The organism is Kluyvera sp. 1366 (assembly GCF_054823405.1).
In genome coordinates, this window is the sequence record NZ_JBTRDW010000006.1 from 413,261 (window position 1) to 435,181 (window position 21,921).

Sequence of the window (21,921 nt, forward strand, 5' to 3'; positions counted from 1 at the left end):
GAAAATACGAGACCCCATCGAGTGACGGGGTCTGATACCAGACAAGCTGGCATGAAAAAGCAATTAGCCGTGGCGACGTTCGAAGTCGACCATGAACTCAGTCAGCGTTTTAACCCCTTCCAGCGGCATCGCATTGTAGATCGATGCACGCATACCGCCAACCACGCGATGACCTTTCAACGCGTGCAGCCCAGCCTTGAGAGACTCTTCCAGGAACACTTTGTCCAATGAGGAATCGGCTAACTGGAATGGCACGTTCATACGTGAACGGTTTTCGCTTGCGACATCGTTACGATAAAATGCGCTGTTATCAATCACACCGTAAAGTAAGTCGGCTTTTGCCTGATTCAGCTTGTCCATCTCGGCCACGCCGCCCTTCTCTTTCAGCCATTTGAATACCAGGCCAGAGAGATACCATGCGAAAGTCGGCGGAGTGTTAAACATCGATTCGTTTTCGGCCAGCACCTTATAATCAAGGATAGAAGGCACATAACGTTGTGCTTTGCCTAGCAGATCTTCGCGCACAACCACTAAGGTTAAGCCCGCCGGGCCGATATTTTTTTGCGCGCCAGCGTAGATCACGCCATAGCGACTTACATCGATTGGACGAGACAGAATAGTAGAAGAGAGATCGGCAACTACGACTTTATCGCCAAAATCCGGCTCTTCATCGATAGCAATGCCATCAATCGTTTCGTTCGGGCAGAAATGGACATAAGCCGCATCATCATTTAACTGCCATTCACGCATTGGTAATAAAGCACGCTTACCATCACGCGTAGTTTTAATATCAATGGTATTTGGCGAGCAGAATTTCTCGGCTTCTTTAATTGCGCTGTGAGCCCAGTAACCGCCGTCAATATAATCCGCGTTTTTTGCATCACCCAGCAAGTTGCCGGGAATGGCCGCGAACTGCGCACGCGCACCGCCATGGCAGAATAAAACTTTGTAGTTGGCTGGGATCTTCAGCAGATCGCGAAAATCTTGTTCTGCCGCTTCTGCAACAGCAATAAACTCTTTACTGCGGTGACTGATCTCCATCACCGAGGTGCCTAATCCGTGCCAGTTTGTCAGTTCTTGTTCTGCGCGACGGAGCACTTCTACCGGCAGCATAGCCGGGCCAGAGCTAAAATTATAAACCTGAGTCATTTCCCCTCACCACTGTCATATCGAACGGTTATGAATACCCAACCGGTTTTATCATTGCCTCCAGATGGCTGCAATCATTAATCCGGCAGCGATCACATTTCCAGAGCCAGCTTCACCGCAGCTTATGTCATAAATGCATTAAGCCATGGAATTTTGTGAGGTTGTTCCAGAAAGAAAAATCGGCAAGCGGAATGGCGTAACAACCTTAACCAGTCTGAGATAAATTTGGCTGACTGAATAGCGAAGCACGCATAAAACCCGTATTATTGCGCGCTTTACGCCCACCCCATTGACTTAAGAGAGCGCCACCATGACGCAAACGTTTATCCCCGGAAAAGACGCCGCACTGGAAGATTCCATTGCTCGCTTTCAGCAGAAACTGCAAGACCTTGGTTTCAACATTGAAGAAGCTTCCTGGCTGAATCCGGTGCCACACGTCTGGTCAGTACACATTCGCGATCGCGACTGCCCGCTGTGCTTTACAAATGGCAAAGGTGCTAGCAAAAAAGCCGCTCTGGCTTCAGCGCTGGGCGAATATTTTGAGCGCCTCTCTACTAACTATTTCTTCGCCGATTTCTGGTTGGGTGAATCCATCGCTAATGGCGATTTTGTTCACTATCCGAATGAAAAATGGTTCCCGCTCACCGAGGACGACAGCCTGCCAGAAGGCATTTTGGATGCGCGCCTGCGCAAGTTCTATGATCCTGATGAGAGCCTGGGTGCTTCTGAGCTGATTGATCTGCAATCCGGCAATGACGAGCGTGGAATTTGTGGCCTGCCATTTACCCGTCAATCTGACCAGCAAACAGTGTATATCCCGATGAACATCATCGGTAATCTGTATGTTTCGAATGGTATGTCTGCCGGTAACACCGCGAACGAAGCGCGTGTACAGGGTCTTTCTGAAGTGTTTGAGCGTCATATTAAGAATCGCATCATCGCCGAATCCATCAGCCTGCCAGAAATTCCAGCAGAAGTGATGCAGCGTTATCCTGGCGTAATTGAAGCAATTGAACGTCTGGAAGCAGAAGGTTTCCCAATCTTCTCATACGATGCGTCACTCGGCGGCAAATACCCGGTTATCTGCGTTGTGCTGTTCAATCCAGCAAATGGTACCTGCTTCGCTTCGTTTGGCGCACATCCGGACTTTGGCGTCGCACTTGAGCGAACCGTTACTGAACTGCTGCAGGGCCGTGGTCTGAAAGATCTCGACGTGTTCACACCGCCAACGTTCGATGATGAAGAGGTAGCGGAACACGCTAACCTGGAAACGCATTTCATCGATTCAAGCGGTCTGATTTCATGGGATATGTTTAAAGACGATGCCGATTATCCTTTCGTCGACTGGAGCTTTGCGGGTACCACTCATGAAGAGTTTGATACGCTAATGGCGATCTTCCGTGCGGAAGATAAAGAAGTCTATATCGCTGACTATGAACATCTGAGTGTTTACGCTTGCCGCATTATCGTGCCGGGCATGTCTGATATTTATCCAGCAGAAGATCTGCTGCTGGCAAATAACAGCATGGGCGCACCACTGCGCAAAACCCTGCTGGCGCTGCCAGACAGCCAATGGGAACCCGAAGCCTATCTCGAGCTGATTGTGCAACTGGATGAGGAAGGTCATGATGACTTTACTCGCGTGCGCGAGCTGCTGGGTCTGGCATCAGGCAAAGATAATGGCTGGTACACGCTACGTATTGGCGAGCTGAAAGCCCTGCTGGCGCTGGCCGGCGGCGACCTGGATCAGGCTCTGATCTGGACTGAATGGACGATGGAGTTTAATCAGTCCATCTTTAGTGAAGAGCGCGCAAACTACTACCGCTGTCTGCAAACCTTGCTGCTGCTGGCAATGGAAGAGGAACGCGATCCGCTACAATATCATCGCGCCTTTATTCGTATGTACGGCCAGGCTGCTGTTGAGGCTGCTTCAGCGGCAATCAGTGGCGAAGCGCCCTTCTATGGATTGCAAGCGGTCGATCTGGATCTGAAAGCTTTCCCTGCGCATCAATCATTACTCGCTGCCTATGAAAAGCTGCAGACAGCTAAACGTCGTTATTGGTCACAAAAATAGTCTTAACGCTTAAATTTCCATTTATTGAAATTAGGGTATTGGTCAATGGCACTGAAAAAAATCAGTGCCATTTTTTTATATTGATCATACAAAGAGATTTAAGTGCATTATTAAATAACAATTCAGCTTTAATCGTTAATGATATTTAACAAAATCTAGTCTTGCCGCAGCCACCTTCAACTTATTTTGCATAAATTAAAAATTATTTATTACAATAAATTCAATAAGTTAAGCAGCACTCAGCCGCATTTACGCTTCGCTTATCAGCGACCTTCCGGTCAAATATGATCCACATCAATTTCTGACCTATACTCCTTTGTTAATATCTTTACAGGCAATTTTTGGAGAGCGTTAGTGTGAAAGCTGACAACCCTTTTAATTCATTATTACCGGCGGCAATGGCGAAAGTTGCAGAAGAAGCCGGCATATATAAAGCTACTAAACGTCCTTTAACCACCTTCTTCCTTGCCATCACTGCTGGCGTATTTATCTCAATCGCATTTGTCTTCTATATCACTGCGACCACCGGAAGTGGAGCAATGCCCTACGGCATAGCAAAACTGATCGGCGGTATCTGTTTCTCGCTCGGTTTAATGTTAGTCGTGGTGTGCGGTGCTGACCTGTTCACCTCAACTGTTTTGATCGTGGTGGCAAAAGCCAGCGGCCGTCTCACCTGGCTGCAACTCGGTCGACACTGGTTGACGGTCTATATCGGTAACCTGTTTGGTGCGCTGTTCTTTGTCGCTCTGATCTGGTTAGCCGGTGAACACATGGTGGCGAATGGTGCCTGGGGTTTGAATGTCCTGCAAACCGCTGACCATAAAATGCATCACACCTTTATTGAAGCAGTGAGTCTCGGCACGCTCGCCAACCTGATGGTTTGCCTGGCGGTGTGGATGAGTTATTCCGGCCGCAGTCTGATGGACAAAATGTTTGCGATGATCCTACCGGTGGCGATGTTTGTTGCCTGCGGTTTTGAACATAGTATTGCCAACATGTTCCTTATCCCGATGGCCATCGTTATCCGTGATTTTTCCAGCCCGGAATTCTGGCAAATGGCTGGTGCAAGCGCAGCACAGTTCCCATCACTAAGCGTTAGTGACTTTATTGTTAACAACCTGATTCCCGTGACCATCGGCAACATTATTGGCGGCGGATTATTAGTCGGTTTGACCTACTGGGTAATCTATCTGCGTGGCGATGAGCCGGTGCATTGATGAATTGGTACGGGCGTGCTGAGTCAGCGCGCCATACGTCAAAGTCTCCCTAAATAAGGCAGGTATATCATGTCCGAACTGAATGAAAAAATGGCGTCAGCCTGGGAAGGATTTAGCGCCGGCGAATGGCAGAACAGCGTCAACGTCCGTGACTTTATCCAGAAAAACTACACACCGTATGAAGGCGACGAATCCTTCCTCGCTGGCGCGACGCCGGCCACAACTAAGCTGTGGGACAGTGTACTTGAAGGCATCAAAATCGAGAACCGCACCCACGCGCCGGTAGATTTTGACACCGATCTGGCTTCAACCATCACCTCTCATGATGCCGGCTACATCAGCAAATCGCTGGAAAAAATCGTTGGCCTGCAAACTGAAGCACCTTTGAAACGTGCCATCATCCCGTTTGGCGGCATCAAAATGGTTGAGGGTTCTTGCAAGGTTTATGGCCGCGAACTTGATCCCGCGCTGAAAAAAGTCTTCACTGATTACCGCAAAACCCATAACCAGGGCGTGTTCGATGTTTACACCCCTGACATCATGCGCTGCCGTAAATCAGGCGTGTTGACGGGTTTACCGGATGCCTATGGCCGCGGTCGTATCATCGGTGACTATCGCCGCGTTGCGCTGTACGGCATCGATTTTCTGATGAAAGACAAAGTTGCGCAGTTCAATTCTCTGCAGAGCGATATGGAGAATGGCGTTGACCTCGAAGCCACCATTCGCCTGCGTGAAGAGATCTCTGAACAGCACCGCGCACTGGGTCAGATCAAAGAGATGGCTGCGAAGTATGGTTCAGATATCTCGCTGCCCGCTACCAATGCTCAAGAAGCCGTTCAGTGGACTTACTATGGCTATCTCGCGGCGGTGAAATCTCAGAACGGTGCGGCAATGTCCTTTGGTCGCGTATCCACCTTCCTTGATGTGTATATCGAGCGCGATATTCAGGCCGGAAAACTGACTGAAGAAGAAGCACAGGAACTGATTGACCATCTGGTGATGAAACTGCGTATGGTGCGCTTCCTGCGTACACCTGAATACGATGAGCTGTTCTCTGGTGACCCAATCTGGGCAACAGAATCACTGGCGGGTATGGGCGTCGATGGCCGTACTCTGGTGACTAAAAGCACCTTCCGTTTCCTGAATACGCTTTACACCATGGGGCCATCTCCGGAGCCAAATATGACCATCCTGTGGTCAGAAAAACTGCCGGTTAACTTTAAGAAATACGCCGCAAAAGTGTCTATCGATACATCCTCATTGCAGTATGAGAATGATGACCTGATGCGTCCTGACTTCGACAACGATGACTATGCTATCGCCTGCTGCGTTAGCCCAATGATTGTCGGTAAGCAGATGCAGTTCTTCGGTGCGCGTGCCAACCTGGCAAAAACCCTGCTGTACGCAATCAACGGTGGCGTTGACGAAAAACTGAAAATGCAGGTGGGTCCGAAAGAAGCACCAATCACTGACGAGATTCTTGATTACGACACCGTGATGGAGCGCCTGGATCACTTCATGGATTGGCTGGCTAAGCAGTACGTCACCTCCCTGAATATCATTCACTACATGCACGATAAGTACAGCTACGAAGCTTCACTGATGGCGCTTCACGATCGTGACGTTTATCGCACCATGGCCTGTGGTATCGCGGGTCTGTCTGTTGCGGCTGACTCACTTTCTGCCATCAAATACGCCAAAGTGAAAACCATCCGTGATGAAGATGGTTTAGCGGTAGACTTTGAAATTGAAGGCGAATATCCGCAATTTGGTAATAACGACTCTCGCGTTGATGACATGGCGTGCGATTTGGTTGAACGTTTCATGAAGAAAATTCAGAAACTGCAAACCTACCGTAACGCGGTGCCAACTCAGTCAGTGCTGACCATCACTTCTAACGTGGTTTACGGTAAGAAAACCGGTAATACGCCAGACGGACGTCGTGCGGGTGCGCCATTCGGTCCGGGTGCTAACCCAATGCACGGCCGTGATCAGAAAGGTGCGGTGGCTTCACTGACCTCCGTCGCGAAACTGCCCTTTGCTTACGCGAAAGACGGCATCTCTTATACTTTCTCCATCGTGCCAAATGCGCTGGGTAAAGATGATAACGTGCGTAAAACCAATCTTGCTGGCCTGATGGATGGATATTTCCACCATGAAGCCAATATTGAGGGCGGTCAACATCTGAACGTTAACGTGATGAACCGTGAGATGTTGCTGGATGCGATGGAACATCCTGAGAAGTATCCGCAGCTGACCATTCGCGTATCCGGTTATGCTGTGCGCTTCAACTCGCTCACCAAAGAGCAGCAGAAAGATGTAATTACCCGTACGTTCACTCAGTCGCTGTAATCGTAGTTCACTGAGATTGAAAGGCTCCTGCGGGAGCCTTTTCTCCACAAGTCCGTTTTGCCAGTTTGCTGGTGCTGGCGACCTGGCAAAATCGACTTTCACTTTTAGAGCACAACATAGATTGTGCTGCCTGATATTCAGGCCCACCTGGAGAACTCATCGCAATGTCAACCATCGGTCGTATCCACTCCTTTGAATCCTGCGGCACCGTTGACGGCCCAGGCATCCGCTTCATTACCTTTTTTCAGGGCTGCCTCATGCGCTGCTTGTATTGCCATAACCGCGATACATGGGACACGCATGGCGGTAAAGAAGTTACCGTTGAAGAGTTGATGAAGGATGCGCTCTCATATCGTCACTTCATGAATGCATCTGGCGGTGGCGTGACGGCGTCGGGTGGCGAAGCGATCTTACAAGCGGAGTTCGTGCGTGACTGGTTCCGCGCTTGCCAGGCAGAAGGCATTCATACCTGTCTCGACACTAACGGCTTTGTTCGTCGCTACGATCCCGTGATCGATGAATTGCTTGATGCCACTGATTTGGTAATGCTCGATTTAAAACAGATTAACGATGATGTGCATCAGATTCTGGTGGGCGTTTCCAATCATCGTACGCTGGACTTTGCGCGCTATCTGCAGAAGAGAGGCAAACGCACCTGGATCCGCTTTGTAGTGGTGCCTGGCTACTCCGATGATGATGACTCCGTTCATCGCTTGGGTGAGTTTACCAAAGATATGGATAACATAGAGAAGATCGAATTGCTGCCTTACCACGAGTTAGGCAAACACAAATGGATCGCCATGGGCGAAGAGTACAAGCTGGATGGTGTTAAGCCGCCGAGCAAGGAAACCATGGAGCGAGTGAAGAATATCCTCGCCAGCTACGGCCATGAAGTGATGTATTAACCGCAAACAAAAGGGGAACCACCGGCTCCCCTTTTTACTATTTCATGGGAATGCGTTAAGCATGTGCGACAGGAGTAGCCTGATGATCGGCTTTGCGCAGTAACATCACCAGATAAACCAGTGCAACTGCAGCAATCATCACAAACAGCAGGCGGTCAGAGTAATTCTGCATCAGCATTGACGTCATTCCCGGCCCCACCAAACTGCCCACGGTATAGCTAAACAGTAACGCCTGATTCATTGCCACTAACTCATGATGCGCGACGGTTTCGCACGCCCAGGACATCGCCACCGGATAAAGTGTAAAACCCGCAAGACCAAGCACAAACAGCGCTGGCGCCATCGCAGTATCACCTAACATAGCAATCGCACCCAGGATAACCACAAACACTTGCACACGCAGCACCATCAGGCGACCAAAGCGATCGGCTAAACGTCCTACCGGCCACTGACCGACAATGCCGGAGCTGACCAGTAACGCCATCCAGTATCCGACGTTTGCATCACTCATGCCCTGATGTGACAGATACAATGGCATCAAGCCATAAAGTGAGCCGAGAACGATACCGGAAATAATGCAGCCATTGATGCCAAGACGAGAACTACGACGACGCAACATAACCCAAAGGCGCCCCGTTGAAGCTTCTTCTGTCGCAGCGCTGGAATTGACATGCACAAATACTACCGGCAATACCGCACAGATAATCAGTGCAGTCACCCATGGAATCACGTGGAGCAGCTCGGTTGACACGCGGCTCACCAGCAACTGGCCTGCAACAGTGCCGAGGTAATAGATGATCATATAAGCCGCCAGCAACTGACCGCGATTACGCACGGTACCGCTGCATAACAAGGCACTCTCAACCACCACCCAAATCAGTGCACAACCGACACCTGCGGTAAAGCGCAGTAATGTCCAGCTATAGAAACCATCCAGTATCACCATGCCCATAGTCGCTACGGCAAAAAGCACGCTGGCGAGGTAAAAACAGCGATTAAAACCATAACGAGTAATCAACCAGCCCGCGAGCAAGGTGCCCAGCAAGTTACCGGTGTAATACGATGAGCTAGCCATTCCCACTTGCCAGGTTGGCAATTGATCATGGGTAAGCCAGAGCGGTACCAGCGTATTAAGCACAGCGATAGACACCGTCATGAGCATTAAGCCGCAAAGCAGCAAAACGACGGGGCGCGACCAGGTTGACATAGGGAATAAAACCAAAAGAGATGACGATAATTGCGCGCAGTTTGCCATCCGCTATCTTAAAGTCAATGTGCAAAATTCGTCGCCGCACGATTTGCTGCGGAACAATTTATTTTTTTTATCTTCAGAGGGTTAGAAGCATGATGAGGGATACAAGTGCGGCATCTATCTATTTGAATTTACGATTTTTAATGGTTAATAGCCATTTCTTGTCGATAACGTTTATTTCTTATTAATTCCGACTAAAAAATAATTATTTTGCCGCTTAAGAAACAAAAAACCCGGCATTGCCGGGTTTATATAATTGCGCGTTGATTAGCCAACGAATTCCAGTCCGCCCATATAAGGACGTAGTACTTCTGGCACTTCGATGCGGCCATCTGCTTGCTGATAGTTTTCAAGCACAGCCACCAGAGTACGACCCACTGCCAGACCAGAACCGTTCAGCGTGTGCACCAAACGCGGTTTCTTGTCGGTTTTGCTACGGCAGCGCGCCTGCATACGACGAGCCTGGAAATCACCCATGTTGGAGCAAGAAGAGATTTCACGATAGGTGTCCTGTGCTGGCAGCCAAACTTCCAGGTCGTAAGTCTTGGAAGAGCCAAAGCCCATATCGCCGGTGCAAAGCAGCACTTTACGGTATGGCAGATTGAGCAACTGAAGCACTTTCTCTGCATGGCCCACCAACTCTTCCAGTGCATCCATGGAGGTTTCAGGCGCCACAATCTGCACCATTTCCACTTTATCGAACTGGTGCATACGGATTAAACCACGCGTATCGCGCCCGTACGAACCGGCTTCAGAACGGAAGCATGGCGTGTGCGCAGCAAGTTTGAGCGGCAAAGATTCTTCTTCAACGATCTCATCACGCACCAGATTGGTCAGCGGCACTTCAGCGGTAGGGATCAGCGCATAGTTGCTGCTACCCGCTTCTTCGCCCAGCGGCTTGGTATGGAACAAATCTTCACCAAACTTCGGCAGCTGTCCGGTGCCATACAACGTTTCCTGATTCACCAGATACGGAACATAGGTTTCAAGATAACCGTGCTGCTGCGTGTGCAGGTCAAGCATAAACTGGCTAAGCGCACGGTGCAGACGCGCAATCTGGCCCTGCATCACAATGAAACGTGAACCCGTCAATTTCACCGCGGCGGCAAAGTCCAGACCTTTGGCGGCTTCACCCAGCTCAACATGATCTTTCACCGGGAAATCGAACTGGCGCGGCTGGCCCCAGCGGCTGACTTCCTGATTCTCGCTGTCATCTTTACCCAACGGGACTTCGTCAACCGGGAGGTTTGGCAATGCGAGGGCAAAGTCACGAATTTCGTTCTGCAGGGCATCCAGTTCTGCTTTAGCCGCATCCAGGCGTTCGCCCAGCGCGTTCACTTCCTGACGCAGCGGCTCGATGTCTTCCCCACGTGCTTTGGCCTGACCGATGGATTTGGATCGGGAATTACGCTCAGCCTGCAGATTTTCAGTTTCTACCTGCAAGACTTTACGACGCTCTTCAAGCGAACGTAAGGTTTCCACATCCAGTTTAAATCCTCGGCGTGCCAGTTTTTCTGCGACTGCGTCTGGCTCGTTACGCAGCAGGTTGGGATCGAGCATGCTAATCCTGTGTAATAAAAGGTTGATTGAACGAATGGCGGGACTTGCATCCCTATGGAATGCAATGAAATCCTTGCTCACCTTACCGTAAGGTGTTTATCAGCGGTAGCGTTTTATCGGGCTTTTTTGATCCTGCTCAGCCAGCCAGGCGAGTTTTTCGCCAATTTTCCCTTCGAGCCCGCGATTAGTCGGTTGATAGTAGCGCGTCTGCGCCATTTCAGGCGGGAAATAGACTTCGCCAGCGGCATAGGCGTTAGTCTCGTCGTGCGCATAACGATACTCTTTGCCCAGCCCCATCTCTTTCATCAATTTGGTTGGGGCGTTGCGTAAATGTTCCGGCACATCGTAGTCAGGAAATTCGCGCGCATCGCGCATCGCGGCTTTGAAAGCGGTGTAAACGGCATTACTTTTGGGTGCGCTGGCAAGGTAGACAATCGCCTGGGCAATCGCCCTTTCGCCTTCGGCTGGACCGACGCGCGTAAAGCAATCCCAGGCCGCTAGCGCAACCTGCATGCCGCGCGGATCGGCGTTACCCACATCTTCCGAGGCGATAGCCAGCAAACGGCGTGCGACATACAGCGGATCGCCGCCTGCAGTGATGATTCTTGCATACCAGTAAAGTGCCGCATCAGGTGCTGAACCGCGAACAGACTTGTGTAGAGCGGAGATCAGATCGTAGAAACGATCGCCTTTATTATCAAAACGCGCCGCCCTTTCACCGGAAACTTCGTTGAGTAATTGTGGCGTTAATTCACGCTGGCCTTCGGCATTGCTTTCAGCCATATCCGCCATCATTTCCAGCGTATTCAATGCCCGACGCGCATCACCGTTAACCAGTTCCGCTATCATACGGCGCGTGTTATCCGGCAGCACAATATCGCTTTTGCCATAACCGCGTTCGTCATCCTGCATCGCCTGCAGCAGAACCTGTTCAATATCAGCAGTGGTAAGAGACTTGAGTAAATATACGCGGGCACGCGATAGCAGCGCCGAGTTAAGTTCAAACGAGGGATTTTCTGTGGTGGCACCAATAAACGTAATGGTGCCATCTTCAATATGCGGCAGGAAAGCATCCTGCTGACTTTTGTTAAAGCGATGGACTTCGTCGACAAACAGGATGGTGCGTCGACCCACCTGACGATTTTGTCGGGCACGCTCGATCGCTTCACGAATCTCTTTCACGCCAGAAGTGACAGCAGAAATGCGCTCAACATCAGCTTTACCGTAATGGGCGATAATCTCGGCTAATGTCGTTTTCCCTGTCCCAGGCGGTCCCCACAAAATCATCGAATGCAGATGCCCGGCCTCAATGGCGCGCGGCAGCGGTTTACCGGGCGCCAGCAAATGCTGTTGCCCAATGTAGTGTTGCAGCGTCGCCGGCCGCATACGCGCGGCCAGCGGCTGAAACTCATTCGATGGAGCGAAATCCAGAGACAGGTTACTCACCGTGACCTCACTGACGTTGATCGTCCACCGTTACCCCTTTTGGCGGCGTAAAGGTGAATTTGTCTGGGCTAATAGCGCCGTTGTTTTGGCTCTTCAGCTGATAATCGCTGTGCTGACCATCTTGCTCAATCGCGCTGAACTTATTGATGGTGCCAGACGATGTCACATTGATGGTGAACTGCTTGAGGTTGCCATCACTGCTCTTTGGCGTTAGTTCAAAGTTATCGCCCTGCTGCTTGATGTTGTACTGTTTCCAGTCGCTTGGCTGATTACGCGCAATCAGCATAAACGGCGTATTACTGGCTGCATTTTGCAACAGGCTAACGCTGGCTTGTTCAACGAAGGGATTGTAGAACCACAGATTTTTGCCATCAGAAATAATTACGCTTTCATCCGGCGCGGTCATGTGCCAGTTAAACAAGCTTGGGCGCTTCACCCACAGCTCGCCTTCACCATCCTGCACGTTGGCACCGCTGCCATCGGTCACTTTCTGACTGAAGCTGGCATGGAAGCTGTTCACTTTATTAAGACGCTGTTGCAGATCGCTGGACGCATCCGCCAATACTGATGCGGAAACAAAACTGGCCAACAGGCCACAGGCAATAACGCGTAATTTCATCTGATTCGATTCCTTATTCATTGTTTCCCGACACTTACAGCATTAAACGTAGTTGCCATCCTATCTCTTCGACAGGAGAAAAAGCCGAAAGCTCCCGAAGATATGGGGATCGACCAACAGATAAACAATGGGCCAGTGTTAACTGGCCCATAAGCAGACAACTGCACGCGATAAATTACATCTCGTGTGGCGGCGGCGAAAGCACTTCGCGGTTGCCGTTATGTCCCGGTTCAGAAACGATGCCCTGCGCTTCCATCTGCTCGATGATACGTGCGGCACGGTTATATCCGATACGGAACTGGCGCTGAACTCCAGAAATGGAGGCTCGGCGTTTTTCCACTACGAAAGAGACCGCCTGATCAAACAGCGGATCCAGCTCTTCATCGCCCATCATTCCGCTAGCTGCGCTATCGCTCTCTTCACCAGCAGTAATGCTTTCGATGTATTGCGGGCGACCGCGCGCTTTCCAGTCCTGAACCACCGCATGCACTTCCTGATCGCGCACGAATGCACCATGCACACGTACAGGCATTGAGGAGTTTGGCGGCATGTACAGCATGTCACCCATCCCCAGCAGCGATTCTGCACCGCCCTGATCGAGGATGGTACGTGAGTCGATCTTGCTGGAAACGGTGAAGGCGATACGCGTCGGTATGTTGGCTTTGATCAGACCGGTAATCACATCAACCGACGGACGCTGTGTCGCCAGCACCAGGTGAATACCCGCCGCTCGCGCTTTCTGAGCCAGACGAGCAATCAACTCTTCGACTTTCTTACCGACCGCCATCATCAGATCGGCAAATTCATCGACCAGCACCACGATATAGGGCAGTTTTTCCAGCACCGGCGGTGTGGTGTCCATGCTATCGCCCGGTTTCCAGAACGGATCCGGAATCGGTCGACCCATCGCGGCAGCCTGCTCAATCTTCTCGTTATAGCCGGCAAGATTACGCACGCCCAGCGCAGACATCAATTTATAGCGACGCTCCATTTCACCAACACTCCAGCGCAGCGCATTGGCCGCATCTTTCATGTCGGTAACCACTTCGGTCAGCAAGTGAGGGATGCCTTCGTAGACTGACAGCTCGAGCATTTTCGGGTCGATCATGATAAAGCGCACTTCTTCCGGCGTGGCTTTATACAGCATGCTGATGATCATGGTGTTAACGCCCACTGATTTACCGGAACCAGTGGTACCGGCAACCAGCAAGTGCGGCATTTTCGCCAAATCAGCCACCACCGGCTGGCCAGCAATGTCTTTACCCAACACCACTGCAAGCGGTGACGGGTTTTCACGAAATTTAGGGCAATCCAGTACTTCGCGCAGATAAACGGTTTGACGATGTTTATTTGGCAGTTCAAGCCCGACGTAAGGCTTGCCTGGAATCACTTCCACCACGCGCACGGCAACCGCAGACAGAGAACGCGCCAGGTCACGCGACAAGTTAGAAATACGGGAAGCTTTGACGCCTGGCGCTAAATCGAGTTCGAAGCGGGTAATGACCGGACCTGGTGAAATACCTACAACCTCCGCCTTCACTCGATAATCAGCCAGGCGTGCTTCAACCAGCCGCGCGGTTTGCTCCAGCGCAAACATATCTACCGGCTCTTCTTCTGCCGGTGGTGACGTGAGCAGATCCAGCGTGGGCAGCGGCGTAGAAGGTTTTTCCAGCGGCTGTTCATGGCGAACCAGGAACGGATGGAACAAGCTGTCCTGCACCGGCGCAGCAGGTTTCACTGGTGCAGGTGGCGCAGAATAGGCTTCCTGTTCCGGCGACGACCATGGGCTGGATTCAGCACTCAACGACGGCATTGCCGCTGGCTCCGGCGCAGCAGGTTGTTGCCACGGCGCGGGCTCTTCCGGCTCTGGCGATGCAGAAATAGTGAACAGTGGCTCGCTCGGGCTATCGTCGACCAAATCTTTCATTGGTGAAAAATCAAAAGCAGACGACGTATCCAGATTAAATACCGGTGCTTCCTTCACTTCAGGTTCGGTATAGCGTTGCTGCTGCTGATCGGCGAACTGACGTGCAAGTTGAGCCTGCTGCAATGCATCCTCATCATCAGGCTCAGACGCTTCCTGCCAGCTTTCACCGTAACGATTCTGCTGCTGCGACGCGAAGGCTTCACGCAACTGCGCCTCTTGCAGCTCAACATCCTCTTCCTGTGGAGGAACGCTGTAAGACGCAGTGACTTCCGGCTGTTGCTGCTCAGCATCTTTAGCCTGTTCTTCCGCCATGCGCTGCGAGGGCAACTTAATGCCGTACGAAGCTAACTCACGTCGTGTTGGCAACTTAACTTTGTTTGGACGCGGCAACTCTGGACCAATGCCCTGCTTCACCTGCGGGTTGTAATCACGCTCAGGTACGATATCGAAGGCAGGTGAATAAGCAGCAGGTGATGTCGCTGCTTTGACTGCTCCAGCGGCAAGTGAAGCGGCGGCGAGACTGTTTAAAGGTGCAGAAGATGAAGCGGCATCCTGCCAGTTGCCCATGCTCGGGCCCTCATCGTCATCAGCCGGCGAAAACGGTGAAGGTGCTGCTTCACCTGGCATCTCGAAACGATAGAGCGGAGCAGAAGGCTGCGCGATTGGTTGTTGTGCTGCAGCAACAGGCTGAGGAGCCGGAATCGACTGAGCCGTGGCTTCGGCAACGCGTGGCATTGCGTCGGGTTCAGCAGATGCGGCTGGAGCAGGCTGCATAGCAGCTGGAGTTTGCTGTGCAGCTGGAGTTTGCTGTGCAGCTTGCGTAGTAACCGCAATTGCAGCGGCAGTTGCCGCACTCGCCTTCGCCAGCAGCGGATCGTCGCTCAACTCCGCAGCAACCGGTTCGCTCACCTTGCGCGGTTGAGCTAACAAGACATCATCGTCGTCATTAACGGAGTGTGCAGCATGCATCGGAGGCGACACCTCATCAGCAAGCTCTTCGTCGTCGTATTCTTCTTCCTGCCAGGGTTCGTCATGTCGTGAACGATTGCTGGCAAAGGTCAGAACACCCATCACCACGCCGCCGATCTTCTCGGCAATCGTCAGCCATGACCATCCGGTATAAAGCGTGATGCCGGCAGCCCAGACGCACAGCAGCGTCAAGGTGCCGCCAGCCGAACTGAACCACGGTGCCATCGCATTGCTGACCAGGCTGCCGATTACGCCGCCGGAAGCAAAATACCAGATGTCATCTACGTTGAGCGCCGCCAGACCACAGGTCGTTACCACCAAGGCCAGCACGCCAATCAGGCGTAAACCAACGGCAAAGTAGTCGATGTAATCCTGACGATCACGTTGGCGGAAGGTGATCCAACACAGACCAATAATGACGGGAGGAATGGCGTAGGCCATCACGCCAAAGATGAACAATAGCGTATCGGCCAGCCATGCGCCGACGCTACCACCCAGATTATGGATAGGTTCGTGCCATGCGGTTTGTGACCAGCTTGGATCTGACGGGTTAAAACTAACCAGCGACACCATCAAATAGATGGCGAACAAGGCCACAAGAATGAGCAACGCTTCCAGCAGACGACGTCCACTGCTCAGCGGTTGTAACGAAACATCTTTATCTTCTGTATATTCCTGGCTCAAGAGAACTCTCCAGGTGCCTGTAAATTAAGAAGGCAACAACGTCGGGCATGCCCGACGTTGGTCCTGTATGAATTCACAGGAGTGTACCGAAATCCTGCAAGCTTTGCACCTGCCCTGCACTACCGGGTTTTGATCACCAGACGATTGCTCTGTTTGACCTCTTCCATCACCACGTAAGTACGGGTGTCGTTTACGCCCGGCAGACGCAGCAAGGTCTCACCCAGTAGTTTACGATAAGCGGACATATCCGGTACGCGGGTTTTCAGCAGGTAGTCAAAATCACCGGAAACAAGGTGACATTCTTGAGTTTCCTCAAGTTTTTGCACGGCGGCGTTAAATTGTTCAAACACATCTGGCGCACCACGATTCAGAGTAATCTCAACGAAAACCAGCAGTGAAGCATCCAGATAATGCGGGTTGAGCTGCGCGGTGTAGCCCAGAATGAAGCCTTGACGCTCGAGGCGGCGCACGCGCTCAAGACATGGAGTTGGCGATAATCCAACACGTTTGGAAAGCTCGACATTAGAAATTCGACCGTCTTTCTGCAGTTCATTCAGAATATTTCTGTCGATACGATCTAAATCTTTTCCGGGGCGTTTCTTATTGTCTACCATTATTATTGTCTCTCTTAATTCCTTCCCTTAACCTGCCACACCCTGAAAACGCTCATTGTTCAGGGCCTTACTGAAGTGAAGACCATAAGCCTGTGCAGTAACGCGTCCATCCGTATGACGCATGTTGTCTGTCCACATCATGCGTCACTACCAATGTCAGGCTGAGTTTATTCGGCTAAACAGACAAAAACAGAAATGAAATTCTGTTTTGAATCGCTAAATATTCTCTGCTTCTCCCAATGTTTTCGCAAAAGCGCAGGCGATTGTCAAAGTAAAACATCCAAATTCAGTACAAGATGCCAGATAGAGTTCTGGGTTGCTGTTTTTAAATGAGAATTTTTATGCTGCTGCACCACTAATTGCCGAGCATTGCCCCCTTTTGGCGCAACGCGCGTGCAAAACTTGCACTCATCGTCTACGCCGCTCGCAGTGATTGTTAACAAAATTGCTGGAGCCTTTTTTTGCGGCGTTAATTTCCCTACAATCAAAAACTATGTCGTCAGAAAAAAATTGAGGAACGCATGAGTACGGCCAAACACAGTAAGCTGCTCATTCTGGGCTCCGGCCCTGCCGGTTACACTGCAGCAGTATATGCAGCGCGCGCTAACCTGAATCCGGTGTTAATTACCGGACTGGAGAAAGGAGGTCAGCTCACCACCACCACCGAAGTGGAGAACTGGCCAGGCGATGCAAACGATCTGACCGGTCCAGCGTTGATGGAGCGCATGCAGGAGCATGCCGAGAAATTCAACACCGAGATCATTTTTGACCACATTCATACCGTCGATTTGCAGAACCGTCCGTTCCGTCTGGTCGGCGACAGCGGTGAATACACTGCTGATGCGTTGATCATCGCCACTGGCGCATCGGCACGTTATCTCGGATTGCCATCAGAAGAAGCGTTCAAAGGCAAAGGCGTCTCTGCTTGTGCGACCTGCGACGGCTTCTTCTACCGCAATCAGAAAGTTGCCGTCATTGGTGGCGGTAACACTGCCGTTGAAGAAGCGCTTTATCTGGCTAACATTGCTGCAGAAGTGCATCTGATTCACCGTCGCGACAGTTTCCGCGCTGAGAAAATCCTTATTGACCGTCTGATGGAAAAAGTGCGCAATGGCAACATCGTGCTGCACACCGACCGCACGCTGGATGAAGTGGTTGGCGATCAAATGGGCGTGACGGGCTTGAAACTGCTGTCTACCAAAGGTGAAGCGGCTGAATCACTGGACGTCGCTGGTTTGTTTGTCGCCATCGGCCACAGTCCAAATACCGCAATTTTTGATGGTCAGCTGGATTTGGAAAATGGCTACATCAAAGTGCAGTCTGGTCTGCACGGCAACGCCACGCAAACCAGCATCCCAGGCGTGTTCGCTGCCGGCGATGTGATGGATCATATTTATCGCCAGGCCATTACCTCTGCCGGTACCGGCTGTATGGCGGCGTTGGATGCGGAACGCTTCCTCGATGGACTGGTTAAAAACGATAAGTAAGTTGTTAATAACCTGATCATAATCGCTAAAAGGCGGCCAGTTTTGGTCGCCTTTTTTGTTACCTGCGTGCTACAGTTCACGCGCCCGATATTGCTGGGTTTTCATCCGGGATTTACATCTCTTTTGAGTTACCAAACGGCATCGCATGAACAAATCACGGCAACAAGAACTTCTCCGCTGGCTCCGTCAGCAACGTCATCACGGTGCGCGCAACTTACGTGCGGCTTCGCTGCTGGGTTTTGCTGGCGCATTGGTCATTATCGCCCAAGCCTGGTTACTGGCTTCGCTGCTGCAAAATCTGCTTGTCGCACAGCAACCGCGCGCATCACTGCTCACCGATTTTCTGTTGCTGCTGCTGTGCTTTGTTTTGCGCGCCGGATTGCATTACGCCCGCGAAATGGCAGGACATCGCGCCGGCGTTGCCATTCGCCGTGCGCTGCGTCAGCAGGTTCTGGATCGACTCAATGTGCTCGGTCCCGCCTGGATTCAAGGTAAGCCAGCAGGCAGTTGGGCTACGCTACTACTCGAACAAATCGAAGAGATGCAGGAATACTACGCGCGTTATCTGCCTCAGATGTCGCTGGCACTCTTTATTCCGTTGGCCATATTGATCGCCATTTTTCCAATAAACTGGGCGGCGGGATTGATTCTGCTGGTCACCGCGCCACTGATTCCCCTGTTCATGGCGATGGTTGGCATGGGCGCTGCAGATGCCAACCGCCGCAACTTTGTTGCTCTCGCCCGACTAAGCGGTGATTTTTACGATCGTCTGCGTGGACGTGAAACGCTGCGCCTGTTCTATCGCGGCGCGGCAGAGCAAGAAGTAATTGCCGCCAGCACCACCGATTTTCGTCAACGTACCATGGAAGTATTACGCCTGGCGTTTCTCTCATCTGCCGTGCTGGAATTTTTTGCCTCACTGGCGATTGCTGTCGTCGCGGTCTATTTCGGTTTCTCTTATCTCGGCGAACTGAACTTTGGTCATTACAGCACCGGCGTAACGCTGTTTGCTGGTTTCCTGGCACTTATTCTGGCGCCTGAATTTTTCCAGCCGTTGCGCGACTTAGGCACCTTTTATCACGCCAAAGCGCAAGCGATTGGCGGAGCTGATGCGCTGGACCAGTTTCTACGCGAAAGTCCCGATCCACACGAAGAGCATGCTTCTCGCGAGCTTTCTCTCACTACACCGCTGCATATTCAGGCTCAGAATTTGGTGGTCATGACTGCTGGCGGTGAAGCGCTCTCTCAATCGCTCAATTTCACTCTCGATACTGGTAAACGTGTAGCGCTGGTAGGACAAAGCGGTGCAGGCAAAACAGCGCTGATGAACGTCTTGCTGGGTTTCCTGCCTTATCAAGGTTCACTGCAGGTTAATGGGCAGGAGCTGCGTGATATCAACCGCGATAGCTGGCAACAATATATTGCCTGGGTTGGCCAAAATCCGCATTTACCCGCGCAAACGCTACGCGAAAACCTGCTGCTTAATAGCCCCATTAATGACGCGACGCTCATGTCGGTTCTGCAGCGCGCGGGCGTTGACGAGTTTTTAGATCGTCTGCCAAACGGATTAGATACTCTTTTAGGCGATGGCGGCGTGGGGCTTTCCGTCGGTCAGGCGCAGCGTATTGCCGTGGCGCGTGCGCTGCTTAAACCGGCACAACTGCTATTGCTTGATGAGCCCGGTTCTGGGCTGGATAGCCAAAGTGAGCAACATGTTATCCGCGCACTGCAGCAGGCGGCCACCCAGCAAACCACGCTAATGATCACGCATCAACTCAACGAGCTCGCTAGCTGGGATGAAGTGTGGGTGATGCAGGCCGGGCAACTGGTGCAACAAGGTCCCTGGCAGCAGCTGATTGAACAAGATGGACCTTTGCGTGAAATGGCGCAGCATCGTCGGAAGGAGATCGCATAATGAATAATTTATTGCCTTTCCTGCGTCTGTTTAGCCGTCATCCATGGCGTTTGGGACTTGGCATCATTCTCGCCATTATCACTTTGCTTGCCAGTATCGGATTGCTGACTTTATCCGGCTGGTTCCTTGCCGCCTCTTCGCTGGCGGGCGTAGCGGGACTTTATACGTTCAACTATATGTTGCCCGCTGCCGGCGTGCGAGGCGCGGCGATCACGCGCACGGCTGCACGTTATTTTGAGCGCCTCGTGAGCCACGATGCCACCTTCCGCGTGCTGCAACATTTGCGCGTATTCACCTTCAGCAAAGTCATCGCCCTATCGCCGGAACAGCTGGCTCGTTTTCGTCATGGCGAATTGCTCAACCGTTTTGTCAGCGACGTGGATACACTCGATCATCTTTACCTGCGTGTGATCTCGCCGTTAATCGGTGCAGCGGTGGTAATTGTGGTGGTCACCTGCGGTTTGGCGCTGCTGGATGTACCGTTAGCTTTGCTGCTCGGCGGTATGATGCTTTTGACGCTGTTGCTCATGCCGCCGCTGTTTTGGCGGCTTGGCACCTCAGCCGGACACCAAATCGCCCAGCATCAGGCCAACTGGCGCATGCAGTTGACGCACTGGATTACTGGCCTGTCTGAGCTGAAAATTTATGGTGCAGCACAACAGTGGCGCGACCAACTTGATAGCGATGAACAGAAGTGGCAACAGGCGCAACGCAGACAACATTGCCTGCAGGCGCTGGCGCAAAGTCTGTTGCTGGTCATCAGCGGCGCGACGGTTACGCTGTTGCTATGGATTTCCGCGAATGGCGTGGGTGGAAACAGTTCGCCGGGCGCATTGATCGCGCTGTTTGTGTTCTGCGGACTGGCGGCGTTTGAAGCGCTGGCCCCGGTTGCCGGAGCGTTTCTGCCGCTGTCGCAGGTGACCAGCGCCGCTAAGCGGGTACAGGAAATCATTGAACAGCCCGCCGCGATCCGTTTTCCCAGCGCAAAAATCAGTAGCCCATCAGGTATCAGCCTGAAAATGGAAAACATCCGCTTCAGCTATCCGCAGCGCCCCGAACCGGTGTTGCAGCATTTTTCCCTATCGTTAAATGCAGGTGAGCATTTGGCGCTGCTCGGTCCAACCGGCTGCGGCAAATCCAGTCTGCTGGCGCTGATTACCCGCGGTTGGGAAGCGCAGCAAGGTTCAATTAGCCTCAACGATAGCGATCTCACCACCTGGGATGAAGCTTCATTGCGTCGCCGCATTAGCGTGGTAACACAGCGCGTGCATCTGTTCAGCCAAACGCTGCGCGACAATCTCCTGCTGGCAAAACCCGATGCCAGCGATGAGCAACTGGAAGACGCGTTGAGTAAGGTGGGTCTGGCCCATCTCGCCGAACACAGCGAAGGATTGAATGCGTGGATGGGCGACGGCGGTCGACCGTTGTCCGGCGGCGAACTGCGTCGTCTGGCAATAGCGCGTGCCCTTCTGCATGATGGCGATTTGTGGCTGCTGGATGAACCTACCGAAGGTTTGGATGCCAGCACCGAGCAGCAAATTCTGGCGTTATTGCAACACGTCACCCGCGGCAAGACGCTGATTATGGTGACGCATCGCTTAAGTGGTTTAGACGCCATGGACCGCATTTGCGTTATGGATCAGGGACAAATTATCGAATCCGGTTCGCACGCCGAATTAATCTCAAAAGCAGGCCGCTACTGGCGTTTCCATCAGCGCTTTACGCTATAGTCTTAGCCAACAGCCCTGAGT

The 21,921-nt window shown here is 51.9% G+C and carries 14 protein-coding genes; 7 read left to right on the plus strand and 7 right to left on the minus strand.

The window, feature by feature from the left end; translation table 11 throughout:
* Positions 1-63 precede the first annotated feature (63 nt).
* Entirely contained in the window at positions 64-1,149 is a 1,086-nt protein-coding gene (gene serC / locus ACVLVH_RS16155; RefSeq protein ID WP_192413866.1) for a 3-phosphoserine/phosphohydroxythreonine transaminase, read from the minus strand.
* Between the two features lie 310 nt (positions 1,150-1,459).
* Between serC and ycaO the strand changes: the two genes are divergently transcribed.
* The 4 genes from ycaO (at position 1,460) to pflA (ending at position 7,697) form a co-directional block, all read left to right on the plus strand.
* On the plus strand, positions 1,460-3,223 hold the full coding sequence (ycaO, locus tag ACVLVH_RS16160; protein WP_192413868.1) for a 30S ribosomal protein S12 methylthiotransferase accessory factor YcaO: 1,764 nt from the start codon (positions 1,460-1,462) through the stop codon (positions 3,221-3,223).
* A 356-nt stretch (positions 3,224-3,579) separates the two neighbouring features.
* Complete coding sequence (gene focA / locus ACVLVH_RS16165; RefSeq protein ID WP_498949727.1) at positions 3,580-4,440, plus strand: formate transporter FocA; 861 nt, start codon at positions 3,580-3,582, stop codon at positions 4,438-4,440.
* A gap of 69 nt (positions 4,441-4,509) precedes the next feature.
* Positions 4,510-6,792 carry a formate C-acetyltransferase gene (gene pflB, locus ACVLVH_RS16170; RefSeq protein ID WP_192413872.1) on the plus strand — a complete coding sequence of 761 codons (2,283 nt, stop codon included), beginning with the start codon at positions 4,510-4,512 and terminating at the stop codon, positions 6,790-6,792.
* 164 nt (positions 6,793-6,956) lie between these two features.
* Positions 6,957-7,697, plus strand: coding sequence for a pyruvate formate lyase 1-activating protein (pflA, locus tag ACVLVH_RS16175; RefSeq protein ID WP_101760963.1), 741 nt, complete (start codon positions 6,957-6,959; stop codon positions 7,695-7,697).
* Positions 7,698-7,752: 55 nt separating this feature from the next.
* On the opposite strand, the gene ACVLVH_RS16180 is transcribed toward pflA, so the two are convergent.
* From ACVLVH_RS16180 to lrp, 6 genes are all read right to left on the minus strand, one after another.
* Positions 7,753-8,904 carry an MFS transporter gene (locus ACVLVH_RS16180; protein WP_110865841.1) on the minus strand — a complete coding sequence of 384 codons (1,152 nt, stop codon included), beginning with the start codon at positions 8,902-8,904 and terminating at the stop codon, positions 7,753-7,755.
* A gap of 312 nt (positions 8,905-9,216) precedes the next feature.
* The gene (serS, locus tag ACVLVH_RS16185; protein WP_101760965.1) at positions 9,217-10,509 is read right to left on the minus strand and encodes a serine--tRNA ligase; all 1,293 of its coding nucleotides are present in this window, start codon (positions 10,507-10,509) and stop codon (positions 9,217-9,219) included.
* Positions 10,510-10,608: 99 nt separating this feature from the next.
* The gene (locus ACVLVH_RS16190) at positions 10,609-11,955 is read right to left on the minus strand and encodes a replication-associated recombination protein A (RefSeq protein WP_192413874.1); all 1,347 of its coding nucleotides are present in this window, start codon (positions 11,953-11,955) and stop codon (positions 10,609-10,611) included.
* A 7-nt stretch (positions 11,956-11,962) separates the two neighbouring features.
* Positions 11,963-12,574 (minus strand): outer membrane lipoprotein periplasmic chaperone LolA, encoded by a 612-nt coding sequence (lolA, locus tag ACVLVH_RS16195; RefSeq protein ID WP_008102417.1) that lies wholly within the window; start codon positions 12,572-12,574, stop codon positions 11,963-11,965.
* A gap of 175 nt (positions 12,575-12,749) precedes the next feature.
* A complete protein-coding gene (locus ACVLVH_RS16200; protein ID WP_192413876.1) occupies positions 12,750-16,154 on the minus strand; it encodes a DNA translocase FtsK 4TM domain-containing protein in 3,405 nt (1,134 codons plus the stop codon).
* 119 nt (positions 16,155-16,273) lie between these two features.
* Positions 16,274-16,768, minus strand: coding sequence for a leucine-responsive transcriptional regulator Lrp (lrp, locus tag ACVLVH_RS16205; protein ID WP_006118610.1), 495 nt, complete (start codon positions 16,766-16,768; stop codon positions 16,274-16,276).
* Between the two features lie 521 nt (positions 16,769-17,289).
* Between lrp and trxB the strand changes: the two genes are divergently transcribed.
* The 3 genes from trxB to cydC all read left to right on the plus strand — a co-directional run bounded on the left by trxB (position 17,290) and on the right by cydC (position 21,900).
* Positions 17,290-18,255, plus strand: coding sequence for a thioredoxin-disulfide reductase (trxB, locus tag ACVLVH_RS16210; protein WP_061717155.1), 966 nt, complete (start codon positions 17,290-17,292; stop codon positions 18,253-18,255).
* A gap of 145 nt (positions 18,256-18,400) precedes the next feature.
* Entirely contained in the window at positions 18,401-20,170 is a 1,770-nt protein-coding gene (gene cydD / locus ACVLVH_RS16215; RefSeq protein ID WP_498949733.1) for a heme ABC transporter permease/ATP-binding protein CydD, read from the plus strand.
* Positions 20,170-21,900 (plus strand): heme ABC transporter ATP-binding protein/permease CydC, encoded by a 1,731-nt coding sequence (gene cydC, locus ACVLVH_RS16220; protein ID WP_192413880.1) that lies wholly within the window; start codon positions 20,170-20,172, stop codon positions 21,898-21,900. Before cydD ends, cydC begins: the two co-directional genes overlap by 1 nt.
* Positions 21,901-21,921: the final 21 nt, after the last annotated feature.